This window comes from Streptomyces sp. SID8352 (assembly GCF_009862265.1).
GTDB lineage: Bacteria > Actinomycetota > Actinomycetes > Streptomycetales > Streptomycetaceae > Streptomyces.
In genome coordinates this window covers 101,094-114,858 of record NZ_WWGX01000082.1, presented here as the reverse complement: position 1 = coordinate 114,858, position 13,765 = coordinate 101,094, and the positions used below count along the sequence as shown (strand labels likewise).

The window sequence follows — 13,765 nt, the reverse complement described above, 5'->3', positions numbered from 1 at the left end:
ACGAAGCCCTGGGGCCGGCGCGCCGGGAGCACGCGCACCCGATGCCGCGCGGCTGCCCTGCGGGCGACGGCGGCAATGGTCAGACAGGCCCTAGAAGTCCGGCTCGGCCGGCGGGTCGGAGGGGCCGGTACCGACGGTGGGGTCCTCGGCCCGCTCCTCCGTCCCCTCCACCTCCGGGTCGGGCACGTAGCGCAGGACGCCCCACATGCCGTGCTCGTCGGCCTCCTGACCGGCGTCCCGGCAGCCGTCCAGTTCCTTGGCGAGGGCGGGGGCGTCGATCCCGGCGCCGATCAGCACCAGTTGGGTGAGCCGCTCGCTGCCCGCCGGCCAGGGCTCCGGGTGGAAGCGCAGGAACCGCCCCACGGCGTGGACGGCGTACCGGTTCCGCGGGTCGTACGGGCCGAAGTCGACGTACCCCTTGATCCGGTACAGCCCCTCGGGGCGGCTGTCCAGGAACCGCATCACCCGGCGCGGATCGAGCGGCACGTCGGAGACGAACGCCAGGCTGTCGTACGCGGCGTGCAGGTGCCCGGCGTGGGGCCCGCCGTCCCGGGAGTGGTCGTGCAGATCGTCGAACGAGAGCTGCCCGATCCGCTCCCCGCCCGGACGGCAGTCGAACAGGAACTCCGGGTCGACCGCCCCGTACACCGAGGCGACCACGGCGGCGCCGTCCGCGAGGGACCGCACGAGGGCGAGCACCCGCTCCGGGGCGTCGGCCCGGTCGGTCTTGTTGACCACGATCAGGTCGGCCAGCGCCAGATGCCGGTCGATCTCCGGGTGCCGTTCCCGCGTGCCGTCGAACTCGGCGGCGTCGACGACCTCGACGAGCCCCCCGTAGACCACGTCCGGCTGCTCGCTGGCGAGGAGCATGCGCACCAGTTCCTGCGGCTCCGCGAGCCCGCTGGCCTCGATGACGATGACGTCGATCCCGGCGTCGGGGCGGGCGAGCCGCTCCAGATAGACGTCCAGCTCACTGCCGTCGACGGCACAGCACAGGCAGCCGTTGCCCAGCGAGACCGTGGAGTCCCCCAGGGCCCCGGCGACGGCCATCGCGTCGATCTCGATCGAACCGAAGTCGTTGACGATGGCGCCGATCCGGCTGCCGCCGCTGCGGTGGAGGAGGTGGTTGAGGAGGGTGGTCTTCCCGGAGCCGAGGAATCCGGCCAGCACGACGACCGGGATCTGCCGGGGAATGGGGCTCTGGGCCACCGCACGACCTCTTTCTCGCCTGCCCGCCCGCCGCGACGGCGGACCTCCGGCAGGGTGACCGGGGAACGGAACGCCTGATCAGGATACGTGTGGTGAGGGCGTGGCAGAGGAGGTTCGGGCCACCACCGGAGTATCGTTCGGGCGCGGCCGGAAGTCACCGGGAGAAAGTCAGGTTAGGCTTACCTCTGTGAGTATCTGCTCAACCGTTTCCCGGGATCTCGACGAGCCCGTCGCGGGGACCGCGCCCGCCGCGCGGACCTGGCTCCTGCTGGAGCAGACCGGGCCCTGGGGTGCCAAGGCGCTCACATCGAGCCATCTGGACCCCGCCCTCGGACGCGCCCTGGAGGCCGCCGCGAAGGGCACCGGCGTGCGCCTCGCGCTGATCCGCCGCCCCGGCCGGCACGCCGACGGCCACGCCCCGGGCACACGCCGGGTGTACGCGGGTCACACCGTGCCCGGGAACGTGTGGCTGCACGGCGCCACCGTCACCGATCCCCGGCGCCTGCTCGACCTCGACTTCGCCGCGCTCGGCCGGGGCGACCGGAGCGCCTTCGACACGGCGCTCGGCGGTGCCCCGCACGAGGGCGCCCCGCTCGCCCTCGTCTGCACCAACGGCAAGCGGGACCGCTGCTGCGCGATCCTGGGCAGGCCGCTCGCCGCCGAGCTGGCCGCCTCCGGCGCGGAGGGCACCTGGGAGGTCACCCACCTGGGCGGCCACCGCTTCTCCCCGACGATCCTCGTCCTGCCGCACGGCTACGCCTACGGCAGGGTCGACGCCCGCTCGGTCGGCGAGATCCTGCACCGGGTGCGCGAGGGGCGGATGGTCGTCTCCGGCTGCCGGGGCAGCACGGCCTGGGAGCGCCCCGGCCAGGCCGCCGAGCTGGCGGTGCGCGCGGAGACCGGCGAGGACGCCGCGGAAGCGCTGACGGTGGTGCGCACGGAGCGGTCCGCCCCGCACTGGGAGGTCACCGTGGCCCACGCCGACGGACGCCACTGGCGGGTCACCGTCGCCCAGGCCGCCGCGCTGCCGCCCCGCCCGGAGAGCTGCGCCAGCTCGGTACTCGGCTCCCCCGCCCATATGCGGGTCACGGCGCTGCGCCCCGTCGCCCTGCCCACCTCCCTGGCCGTCTGAGCCCGCCCCCGCGCGAGCGGACAGCGGCGGGAAGCACCACGTGCGGACGCGAACGGACCCGGAAACCGACGGCCGGGCTCCTCACACCGTCCGCCCCGGCAGCGTGCGACGGCGCACGGACACGGCCCGGCACCGCTCACGCCCCGACCACCGCCGTACGTTCCGCGTGACCGCCCCCCCGGAGCACCCGGAGCACCCGAAAACCACGTGAGCCACGTGAGCCACGAGCCACGGGAGCCACGGGTCGACCCGAAACCACCGCAACCCCCTGAGCCGCCGACCCCCGGACCGGCCGGTACGCCGTGCTGCCGGACCACCGGAGCGCCGCGGTGGCGGAGCGCCGGAGCGGGGCGAGCGGCCGTACCACCGGGGTGACCGGCCCGTTCGAGCCACCGACGCGGACGACCGGCGCCCGACCCCGAGGCCGGCACCCCGGCACCCGGGACCGAGATGCGCCGACCGCCCCCGCCCGAGCACCCCGGGCCGGGGCGGCCGGAGGGCCGGGGTGACCGGAGGGCCGGGGTGACCGGACCACCGGAGTGCCGGAGCGGCAGGAGCACCGGACCGTTCGAACCACGGACGCGGGCGACCGGCGCCCGGCCCCAGGTCGACACCCCGGCGCCGGGGTCCCGGCCCTCGGCCCTCGGGTCCCGCCGGTACCCCCACCCGCGCACCCCCCGGGCGGACTACGCGTCGATGCGCGACCGGTCCAGGGTGGCGGCCGAGCTGGAGATGAACTCCTTGCGGGGGGCCACGTCATTGCCCATGAGCAGGTCGAAGACGTGCTCCGCGGAGTCGAGATCGGTCAGGTTGATCCGGCGCAGGGTGCGGCGGCGGGGGTCCATGGTCGTCTCGGCCAGCTGGTCGGCGTCCATCTCGCCGAGGCCCTTGTAGCGCTGGATCGAGTCCTTGTAGCGGACGCCCTTGGTCTTGAACTCCATGAGCTTGTCCCGCAGTTCCCGGTCCGAGTACGTGTACACGTACTTGTCCTGGCCCTTCCTGGGCTGGACGATCTCGATGCGGTGCAGCGGCGGCACCGCGGCGAAGACCCGGCCGGCCTCGACCATGGGCCGCATGTAGCGGTGGAAGAGGGTCAGCAGCAGCGTCCGGATGTGGGAGCCGTCCACATCGGCGTCGGTCATCATGATGATCTTGCCGTAGCGGGCCGCGTCGATGTCGAAGGTACGGCCCGAACCCGCTCCTATGACCTGGATGATCGCGCCGCACTCGGCGTTCTTCAGCATGTCCGTCACGGACGACTTCTGTACGTTGAGGATCTTGCCGCGGATCGGCAGCAGCGCCTGGAACTCCGAGTTCCGCGCGAGCTTCGCGGTGCCGAGCGCCGAGTCGCCCTCGACAATGAACAGTTCGCTGCGCCCCACGTCGTCACTGCGGCAGTCCGCGAGCTTCGCCGGCAGCGAGGAGGACTCCAGCGCCGTCTTGCGACGCTGCGCGTCCTTGTGCTGACGGGCGGCGATACGGGTCCGGGCCGCGGCGACGGCCTTCTCCATGACGACCCGGGCCTGCTGGGCGTCGTCCCGCTTGGTCGAGGTCAGGAACGCCTTCAGCTCCCTGGCGACCACGGTGTTCACGATCCGGCGGGCCGCCGAGGTGCCGAGCACCTCCTTGGTCTGCCCCTCGAACTGCGGCTCGGCCAGCCGGACCGTCACCACCGCCGTGAGGCCCTCCAGGGCGTCGTCCTTGACGATGTCGTCCTCGGCGACGCGCAGCAGCTTCTTGGCCCGCAGCACCTCGTTCATCGTCTTCGCCACAGCCTGCTCGAAGCCCGCGACATGGGTACCGCCCTTGGGCGTGGCGATGATGTTGACGAAGGAGCGCAGCGTGGTGTCGTATCCCGTGCCCCAGCGCATGGCGATGTCCACGCCGAGATCACGGGTGACCTCGGTGGGCGTCATCTGCCCGAACTCGTCCAGGACAGGCACGGTCTCCTTGAACGCGCCCTGGCCGGTGAAGCGGAGCACGTCGCAGACGGGCCGGTCGGAGGCGAGGAACTCGCAGAACTCGCTGATGCCGCCGTCGAAGCGGAACGACTCCTCACCCTTGCTGCCCCCGTCGCCGAGACCGAACTCGTCCCGGACGACGATGGTCAGGCCGGGCACCAGGAACGCCGTCTGCCGCGCCCGCTGGTGCAGCGTCTCCAGGGAGAGCCGCGCGTCCTTCAGGAAGATCTGGCGGTCGGCCCAGTACCGCACACGGGTACCGGAACGGGCCTTGGGGATCTTCTTCGCCCTGCGCAGGCCGCTGCCCGGCTCGAACTTCGCCTCGGGGCCCGCCGCCGCGAAGGCGCCCGGCACACCGCGCCGGAAGCTGATCGCGTGGGTGTGCCCGCCCCGGTCCACCTCGACGTCCAGCCGGGCGGACAGGGCGTTGACGACCGAGGCGCCGACGCCGTGCAGACCGCCGGAGGCGGCGTAGGAGCCGCCGCCGAACTTCCCTCCGGCGTGGAGCTTGGTCAGCACGACCTCGACGCCGGACAGGCCCGTCTTGGGCTCGACGTCGACCGGGATGCCCCGGCCGTTGTCCCGGACCTCCACGGACGCGTCGTCGTGGAGGATCACCTCGATGTGGTCGCAGTAACCGCCCAGGGCCTCGTCGACGGAGTTGTCGATGATCTCCCACAGGCAGTGCATCAGACCGCGACTGTCGGTCGACCCGATGTACATGCCCGGACGTTTACGGACGGCCTCGAGCCCCTCCAGGACGAGCAGGTGCCGCGCGGTGTAGTTGGAACCGTCCCGGTCTGCTCCTGCCAGCAGCGCTGTGGACGGCACGGACGTCTCGGCGGTCACGCGGTTCGCTCCTCGCTGAATTTCAGATGGGGCCTCGCTGGGTAAGGGCGCGGCTTCGTTCACCGGTCAGAGGGTACCGATGCCTGGTAGAGCCGCTGTCACGCCACCCTCGTCGAGAACTCACCCTAGTCCAGGGTCGCATACCTGTTCGATCCCTCGATGGGGTGAAGTACACATCACGTTCCCTTCGAGGCATGAACCATTTAGGCTCCGGGCACGTCCTCATGAACAAACCGGCAACCCAGCCGGCGGGACCGACACCGATCCGACCGCGCGAACCCGTACGACACAGAGACACGCAATACGGCACATTCGCCGCCAACGGGTGACAGCCGGCCCCTCGGAAGAAATCTTCGAGGAAAAAGCCACGAGCGGGAACGTTTTGGGGCTGGTTGGATGTTGACCCTGGTACGACAGCTCGTCGAGCTAGAGAAGAGGCGACGTGACTACTGTTCTGACTTCCGCGAGCCCGCTGACGGCCGCCGACCGTTGCGACCGCTGCGGCGCCCAGGCATACCTGCGCGTCGTTCTGCTGAGCGGCGGGGAACTGCTCTTCTGCGCCCACCACGGCCGCAAGTTCGAGCCGGAACTCAAGAAGATCGCCGCTGAGATACAGGACGAGACGGAGCGGCTGACGCCCGTTCCCGCGTCCGGTCCCGAGGAAGAGCGCTGACGCTTCGCATCCGACGACGAGCGAGTCCGGCACGGGCCGAGTCCGATCGGACCGTGTGCGTGCAGGCACAGGCCGGTGAAAGGGCGACCACCTCATCCGAGGCGGTCGCCCTCGCTCGTGTCCGCGGGGCTCCAGGGGCCCGTCAGCGCCCTCCCGCCGCGGCCCGGGGCACCTGCCCGCCCAGGGCCGTCACGACGGCGGAGACGCGCGTGTAGACCCCCGGATACCCCGGTGTGCCGCAGCCGCTCCCCCAGGAGACGAGCCCGATGAGCCGTCCCCGGGCCACCAGCGGCCCGCCGCTGTCGCCCTGGCAGGCGTCGCGGCCCCCCGCCTCCTCCCCCGCGCACAGCATGCTGTCGGCGCGGTACCGGCGGTCGTCGCCCCCGGGATACGCCTCCTCGCACCGCGCGTCGGACAGCACCCGCACCCGCGCCGCCCGCAGCCCGGTGGCGTAGTCGCCGGCGCCCGAGGAGTCCCCCCAGCCGTAGACCAGGGCGGCCGTCCCCGGCGCGTAGGCGGGATCCCCCTCCGCGGCCATGCCCAGGACCGAACCGGCGGGCAGCGCCTCGGAGAGGGTCAGCAGGGCGAAGTCCCCGACGTTGCCGTCCGGGTCGTAGCCCGGGTTCACACCGATCCGGCTGACGGGGATCTCCCGCCCCTGGGCCGAGCGCAGATCGGTGCGGCCGGCGATGACCTTGAGGTCGCCGGTCCGCCCGGGCGGCGAACCCAGCACCGCCGCGCTCACGCAGTGCGCCGCCGTGAGCACGGTGGTGCGGCCCACCGCCACTCCCCCGCAGAACTGGCCGGACCGCGTACCCCCGAACCGGTCACGGCTGGAGAGGGCCACCGTCCACGGGCTGTCGGCCACGTCGACCGGGAAGCCCCCGACGACGATGCCGCCCGCGGTCGCGGGGGCGGCGCCCGCCAGCGGTATGACGGTGGCGGCCGCCGCCAGGACGAGCGGGCGGACCAGCGTCCGGACCATGAGACGACGCATACGCGCTCCTCACTCACAGGTGGTCATTGGGAGACCCAGAGTGATCCACCGGGCCCGTGCCCGCACCCCCACCCGTGCCCGCACCCGCTCCCGGTCCCGCGGCCCCGACCTCGCCCGCTCCGGCCGGCCCATGGCGAAGGCCCGGCCCCCCGCAAGGGGGCCGGGCCTTCGCCATGGGCCGGGAGGGGCCGGCGACCTGCCTAGTCGAGGTAGTCGCGCAGCACCTGGGAACGGGACGGGTGGCGCAGCTTCGACATCGTCTTGGACTCGATCTGGCGGATGCGCTCGCGGGTGACGCCGTAGACCTTGCCGATCTCGTCGAGGGTCTTCGGCTGACCGTCGGTGAGACCGAACCGCATGGAGACGACGCCCGCCTCGCGCTCGGACAGGGTGTCCAGCACGGAGTGGAGCTGCTCCTGGAGCAGGGTGAAGCTGACCGCGTCGGCCGGCACGACGGCCTCGGAGTCCTCGATGAGGTCACCGAACTCGCTGTCGCCGTCCTCGCCGAGCGGGGTGTGCAGGGAGATGGGCTCGCGGCCGTACTTCTGGACCTCGATGACCTTCTCCGGGGTCATGTCGAGTTCCTTGGCCAGCTCCTCCGGGGTGGGCTCGCGGCCCAGGTCCTGGAGCATCTGGCGCTGCACGCGGGCGAGCTTGTTGATGACCTCGACCATGTGCACCGGGATGCGGATGGTGCGGGCCTGGTCGGCCATCGCGCGGGTGATCGCCTGACGGATCCACCAGGTGGCGTACGTGGAGAACTTGTAGCCCTTGGTGTAGTCGAACTTCTCGACCGCGCGGATCAGGCCGAGGTTGCCCTCCTGGATGAGGTCCAGGAAGAGCATGCCGCGGCCGGTGTAGCGCTTGGCCAGGGAGACCACCAGACGGAGGTTGGCCTCCAGCAGGTGGTTCTTGGCCCTGCGGCCGTCCTCGGCGATGATCTCCAGCTCGCGCTTGAGCTTGGGCGCGAGCTTGTCGGAGTTGGCGAGCTTGTCCTCGGCGAAGAGACCGGCCTCGATGCGCTTGGCCAGCTCGACCTCCTGCTCGGCGTTGAGCAGGGGGACCTTGCCGATCTGCTTGAGGTAGTCCTTGACCGGGTCGGCGGTGGCGCCGGCCGCGGCGACCTGCTGCGCGGGGGCGTCGTCCTCGTCCTCGTCGGACAGCACGAAACCGGCGCTCTCGGTGCCCTCGGGCTCGTCGGCGGCCTTCGGCTCCTCGGCGGGCTCGTCCTCGATCAGCTCGGCGTCGTCCTTCTTGGCGGTGGTCTTCTTCGCCGCCGTCTTCTTCGCCGCGGTCTTCTTCGTGGCCGCCTTCTTGGCGGTGGTCTTCTTCGCCGCCGCCTTCTTGGCCGGCGCCTCTTCCTCGGCGGGGTCGCCCGCGGGGGCCGCCAGAGCGGCGGGGGCGGCGGCCTTCCTGCTGGTCACCGTCTTGGACGCGACCGCCTTGGTGGCGGTGCGCTTGGCAGGACTCTTCGCTGCGACGCTCTTTCGGGTGCGCTTGGGCTCCGCGGCACTGACCATCAGCGTCACACCCTCTTCCTCGAGGATCTGGTTGAGGCTGCGCAGTACGTTCTTCCACTGAGTGGCCGGAATCTGGTCAGCCTCGAAGGCTCGACGCACGTCGTCGCCGGCGATCTGCCCCTCAGCCTTTCCCCGCTCAATGAGCGCCATGACAGAGACGGACTCGGCGATCTCCGGCGGGAGCGTACGGGATGTGCTGGCCGACACGAACAACCTCTCGGAACGTTGGAAAACGGCTTCCGGCCGCCGTCCTGGACGGACGGGGCCGACCACCGGCTTGGGGATGGGCCGACGGCGCGGGCGCGGGCCGGGGAGAAGCACAGCGTCGTGAACGACGTCCGTATTCCCTCCACGGCAGTCACCTATTAGGTCATCGCGTTGTTTGCCCGAGCGTTACGCCCAATCCGCGTGGCCCGAGTCACACCCCGTAAGCGGTCAAAGCCGGTCACACCCGAACGAACGAGGTCGGGCACCGTCCTGACCTGGCCCGGCCGGGGAGATCCAGGGTCTCATCACGCCGTCGGACCCCGCGGGATCTGAGGGAATCCCGTGGGGTCCGACGGTGGTGACGGGCGGTCCGGAACCGCCGCGGGAGGGGGAGGCGGCGCACCCGGGGCCCGCCCCCGCCGGGCCGGACGCGGTCGGTGCTCGCGCGGGGGTCGGTGCTCGCCCGGGGATCAGTGCTCGCGCGGGGCGGGGACGACGCGCTCCACCTCGGGGTGGACGACGAGGAGGTGGCGCATGGCCGTCTCGGCGGCGGCGCCGTCGCCCGCGGCGAGCGCGTCGACGATCCGGCCGTGCTGTCCGAGGGACCCCTCGTTCGGCCGGTCACAGCCCGTGACCGGGCCGCCGGACACATGGAGGGCGGCGGAGACGATCCCGGACAGGTGCTCCAGCATGCGGTTGCCCGCGACCTGGATGAGTAGGGCGTGGAACTCGGTGTCGGCCCGGGAAAAGGTGAGCGCGTCACCCTGCGCCATGGCATGGCCCATGATGCCGACCATGTCGGCCAGCCGCTGCTGCACGTCCTCGCGGCCGTGACCGGCGGCCAGCCGGGCGGCGAGGGGCTCGATCGTCCAGCGCAGCTCGCTCAGCTCCCGGCGCTGGTCGTCGCGCTGCGGCCCGAAGGCGCGCCACTCGATGATGTCGGGGTCGAGCAGGTTCCAGTCGCTCACGGGGCGCACCCGGGTGCCGACGTTGGGCCGGGCGCTGACCAGGCCCTTGGCCTCCAGGACGCGGAGGGACTCCCGGACGACCGTGCGGGAGACCTCGAAACGCTGGCCGATCTCCTCGGGCACCAGGGGGCGGTCCGCCCCCAGATCACCGGAGACGATCATCTGGCCGAGCTGCTGGACGAGTTGCCCGTGCAGTCCGCGGCCGCGGCTGCCCGCGGGGCGCCTGCTGACACGGCCGAGATCGGGCTCCATCCCCTCCCACGCGGGCGCCCCGCCGCGGTCGACGCCGGGCGTCTCCGCGTAGGGGTAGCGGTCGAGTTCGCCCGGGTTCGACAGACCGGAGTCGGAGGAACGGGCGGAGGTCATCATGGTGTGCGCAAGGGTACTCACGCATCCTTTGTCGGCCTGGTCCTCAACTCCCTTGAGGGCTTTGGTGAAAAGCACACGAAAGGGTGATCGCTCACCCCGCCCCAATTGACGCCTTATCGGAAAGAAACGGGCTTCCCGCGGGGGAGTTGTGCGCACGGCCGGAACGGAAGACATCCGCGGTGGTCACCGGGTCCTGCCGCGCAGGGTGGTGAGCAGATAAGCGCAGAGCAGGGCGGCCACCGACAACGTCATTGCGCCGCCCACGGGTTGTGCCAGCAGCCGTAGCACCCCCGTCACGTACCGCTCGCCGCCGAACGGCCACGGCGTCAGCAGCGCCTCGCGCAGCCGCATCGGCAGACCGGCGGCGGACCGCACGGACGGACCGTCCCAGAGCCTCTGTACGAGCGGTACGACCAGCACGGGCACCGCGAGCACCGCGGCCAGCCCGGCGGTGGTGGAGCGGAAGACCCCGGCGGCCAGCAGCCCGGCCCAGGCGCAGCCGACCACGAGCCCGGCCCAACCGGCGCTCAGCGCGGGCCAGTCGGCGGGGACCACGGTCAGTTCGGGGCCGTAGAACAGGTACAGCAGTTCGGCGTCGCAGCCCAGGGTGAGCACGGCCAGCAGCAGCGCGGTGAGGGCCGAGACGACGAGTTTGGCGCCGAGCAGCCCCAGCCGCCGGGGCACGGTACCCCGGTCCGCCGCGAGGGCGGGGTGGCGGAACTCGTCCCCGAAGGCGAGCGCCCCCAGCAGCCCCGCGCCCAGCGCGGCTGGCGGCAGCGGCAGCTCCGCCGGCCATGCGACGAGCAGCCGCGGCTGCGGGCTGTGCCCGATCCGGGCGAGCACCACGGCGGTCACCGCGGACACCACCAGCACGACCGCGCCGGTCAGGAACCCGGTGCCGATCCCCAGGGTCCTGTGCAGCTCGTATCGCAACGGGCGCAGGGGGCTGGGCGCGGAACGGACCCGGATCGGCGGCCCGAGCCCGTCGTCCCCGCCCCGGACGTCCCCGACGGCCCGGACACCCTCGACACGCGAAGCCGCACGGTGGGACGGGGGCGCGGGGGCGGCGGGCGCGGAGTCGGCGCTCACGGGTTCGGGCGCGGGGGCAGTACGCACGGGGACCGCGCGGGCGGTGCGCACGGAGTCGGGCGGAGGGGCGCCGCGTACGGGGTCGGACGCGGGGTCGACAGCCCCGGGGGCGGCGGGTACGGGGACCGGCGGGGAGGCGGTGCGTACCGGGGCCGCGGGCGCGGGGTGGGGGTCGGGGTCGGGGTCGGGATGGGCGTTGCCGGTACCCGCGATGGCGGTGGGCACGGGAGTGCCCGGGGCCGGACCGAGGACGGGGTCGGGGTCGGGGTCGGGGCCCTGCGGTCCGGCGGGAGCGGGGCGCACTGCCGAGGCGGGGCGGCCGATGGCGTGGGCCGCGGGTGCGGAGCCCGCGAGGGACCGCCCCACGACGGACGGGGACTCGGCCACCGACGCGGACGCGGTCGCCTCAGCCGCCGCGTCTCCCGGCCCGGACACGACCCCGGGGTCCCGGTCGGTCACGACCCCGGTGTCCCGGTCGGTCACGACCCCGGTGTCCCGGTCGGGCGCGGAAGTGGGCTCGGACGCCGGAACCGGCGTGGCCCCCGATGCCGGCCCGGGCCCGGACTCCGACGCGAGCCCCGAGAAGGCCGCGGCCCCGGACTCCGACGCGGCCTCTGATACCGGCGCGGACCCCGAGAACGACACGTGCCCGGCCCCGGACCCCGACGCGGCCTCTGATACCGGCGCGGACCCCGAGAACGGCACAGGACCAGCCCCGGACTCCGACGCGGACCCCGAGCAGGGCGCGGCCCCGGACTCCGACACGGCCCGCGCGAATGGCCCGGCCCCGGACTCCGACGCGAGCTCCGAGAAGGGCGCGGCCCCGGAGATCGGCGCGGCCCCTGGGACCGACGCGTGCCCGGATTCCGGCCCGGACCGCGAGCCCGGCACGGATCCGAGGGCCGGTCCGGGCGCCGCCCCGGGCTCCTCTTCCTCCGGCGGGTACGTCTCCGCCCCCGGCCCCATGTCCCCCACCTCGTCGGCGAGTCGGTGGACGAGGATGCCGTTGCGGAAGGCGGTGTCACCGATGTCGGCGCAGGTACTGCCGTACACCGCGAGGCGGTTGCCGCCCTCCCGGACGACCTCCACCGAACGGCGTTCGGTGCGGGCCTCCTTGGCCAGCAGGGCGGCGAGCCGGGGGGCGTGCGGGCTGCGGACGGCGACCCTGGGACGCAGCCGGGTGCGCCGGAACCGCGCGGCCTCCTGGTCCGCGACCACCCTGCCGCACTCCAGTGTGACCACGTGGTCGGCGGTGCGGGCGGCCTCCTTGGGATCGGCGGTGCCGAACAGGACCGTGCCGCCCCGGTCGGCGTGCGCGCGCAGCGCGCCGTGCAGCCAGCGGGCCTCGGCGGCGGACAGCGCGGCGGCGGGGTCGTCGAGGACCAGGGCGTGCGGGTCGGCCAGCAGGGCACAGGCCAGCCCGAGGCGCCGGTCCTGTCCGCGCGAGAGGGTGCCGAGGCGCTCCTCGCGCAGGCTCACGAGGCCGACGGACTCCAGGAGGTCGTCACCGCGCCCCGCGGGAACCCCGGCCGCCGCGCAGAGCATGCGCAGATGCCCGCGGACCGTGCGGCCCGGGTGGCCCGGCACGTCCCCCAGCAGCACCCCGACCTCCCGGGCCGGGTGGGCGATGCGGTGCAGGGGGCGTCCCCTGAAGTGGGTGATGCCCCGGCCGGGTTGGAGTTCGAGCATCAGCCCGAGCGCTGTCGTCTTTCCCGCGCCGGACGCTCCGAGCAGTGCGGTGACGCGGCCCGCGCGCGCCTCGAAGGAGACGTCGTCGACGGCGGGGGGAAGCTCCTTGCGGGGGGTGCTGGTCAGTCCGAAGGCCTGGATCACCCGAAGCAAGATAGCGCGTGATATCGGATTTTCCGGGTATAGCACGGCCAGTCGTGGGGTGCGGTACGACCGGGCGCGCGGACCCGTTCCGCCAGGTGCGCGAGCGGGTGTCCGCCGTTCGCGCCGGGACCGGCCGCGCCCGCGCTCACACCTCCGGGCGCAGCATCGGGGGGTTCAGTAGGGTGGCGCCGCCCGCGCGGAACAGCTGTGCGGGGCGCCCGCCCTGACGGGTCGTCGTCCCGCCGGTGGGGACGAGGAAGCCCGGGGTACCGGTCACCTTGCGGTGGAAGTTGCGCGGGTCCAGGGACACGCTCCACACCGCCTCGTACACCCGGCGCAGCTCGCCGACGGTGAACTCGGACGGGCAGAAGGCGGTGGCCAGCGACGAGTACTCGATCTTGGAGCGGGCCCGTTCGACGCCGTCGGAGAGGATGCGGGCGTGGTCGAAGGCGAGCAGCGCCACCGGCTCGCCGTCCCGGCCGCGCCCCTGCTGGTCGAGCAGCTCCTCCACCGGCGCCCAGCGGGCGTTGCTGGCGTCACCGCCCGCCCGGGGCGCGGGCAGGTCGGGGGCGAGCGCCAGGTGGGCGACGCTGACCACGCGCATCCGGGGGTCGCGGTCGGGGTCCCCGTAGGTCGCGAGCTGTTCCAGATGCGCCCCGTTGTCCTGGGCCGGGGCGGCGGGGTCGTGGACGGTCAGCCCCGTCTCCTCGGCCAGCTCCCGGGCCGCCGCCCGCGCCAGGTCCTCGTCGGCCCGCACGAAGCCGCCGGGCAGGGCCCAGCGCCCCTGGAACGGGGACTCGCCCCTGCGCACCGCCAGCGCGCACAGGGAATGGCGGCGCACGGTCAGCACGACCAGGTCCACGGTGACGGCGAAGGGCGGAAACGCTGACGGGTCGTAGGGCATGCCGTGATCATAGTCGTCTTCCTGACGATAAACACTCCCTTCCGCTTACACAGC

9 protein-coding genes are annotated in these 13,765 nt (G+C 73.1%); 2 read left to right on the top strand and 7 right to left on the bottom strand.

From position 1 onward, the window contains the following. Positions 1-90: 90 nt before the first annotated feature. Positions 91-1,209: a GTP-binding protein gene (locus tag GTY84_RS25025; protein ID WP_161228652.1), complete on the bottom strand. Its 1,119-nt coding sequence runs from the start codon at positions 1,207-1,209 to the stop codon at positions 91-93. A 187-nt stretch (positions 1,210-1,396) separates the two neighbouring features. On the opposite strand from GTY84_RS25025, the gene GTY84_RS25020 reads away from it, so the two are divergent. Continuing rightward, positions 1,397-2,341, top strand: coding sequence for a sucrase ferredoxin (locus GTY84_RS25020; protein WP_161228651.1), 945 nt, complete (start codon positions 1,397-1,399; stop codon positions 2,339-2,341). A 686-nt stretch (positions 2,342-3,027) separates the two neighbouring features. Here GTY84_RS25020 and GTY84_RS25015 read toward each other — a convergent pair. Further along, entirely contained in the window at positions 3,028-5,151 is a 2,124-nt protein-coding gene (locus GTY84_RS25015; protein WP_161228650.1) for a DNA topoisomerase IV subunit B, read from the bottom strand. A gap of 442 nt (positions 5,152-5,593) precedes the next feature. On the opposite strand from GTY84_RS25015, the gene GTY84_RS25010 reads away from it, so the two are divergent. After that, complete coding sequence (locus GTY84_RS25010; protein WP_161228649.1) at positions 5,594-5,824, top strand: hypothetical protein; 231 nt, start codon at positions 5,594-5,596, stop codon at positions 5,822-5,824. A gap of 142 nt (positions 5,825-5,966) precedes the next feature. Here the strand turns inward: GTY84_RS25010 and GTY84_RS25005 are convergent, their stop codons facing one another. From GTY84_RS25005 to GTY84_RS24985, 5 genes are all read right to left on the bottom strand, one after another. After that, entirely contained in the window at positions 5,967-6,821 is an 855-nt protein-coding gene (locus tag GTY84_RS25005) for a serine protease (RefSeq protein WP_161228648.1), read from the bottom strand. 200 nt (positions 6,822-7,021) lie between these two features. Beyond that, a complete protein-coding gene (locus tag GTY84_RS25000) occupies positions 7,022-8,548 on the bottom strand; it encodes an RNA polymerase sigma factor (RefSeq protein ID WP_161228647.1) in 1,527 nt (508 codons plus the stop codon). A 470-nt stretch (positions 8,549-9,018) separates the two neighbouring features. After that, positions 9,019-9,906, bottom strand: a complete 888-nt coding sequence (locus tag GTY84_RS24995) for an FCD domain-containing protein (RefSeq protein ID WP_161228646.1) — start codon at positions 9,904-9,906, stop codon at positions 9,019-9,021. A gap of 162 nt (positions 9,907-10,068) precedes the next feature. After that, positions 10,069-12,807 (bottom strand): ATP-binding cassette domain-containing protein, encoded by a 2,739-nt coding sequence (locus GTY84_RS24990; protein WP_161228645.1) that lies wholly within the window; start codon positions 12,805-12,807, stop codon positions 10,069-10,071. A gap of 145 nt (positions 12,808-12,952) precedes the next feature. Next, positions 12,953-13,711, bottom strand: coding sequence for an NUDIX domain-containing protein (locus GTY84_RS24985; protein ID WP_161228644.1), 759 nt, complete (start codon positions 13,709-13,711; stop codon positions 12,953-12,955). Between the last annotated feature and the right edge of the window lie 54 nt (positions 13,712-13,765).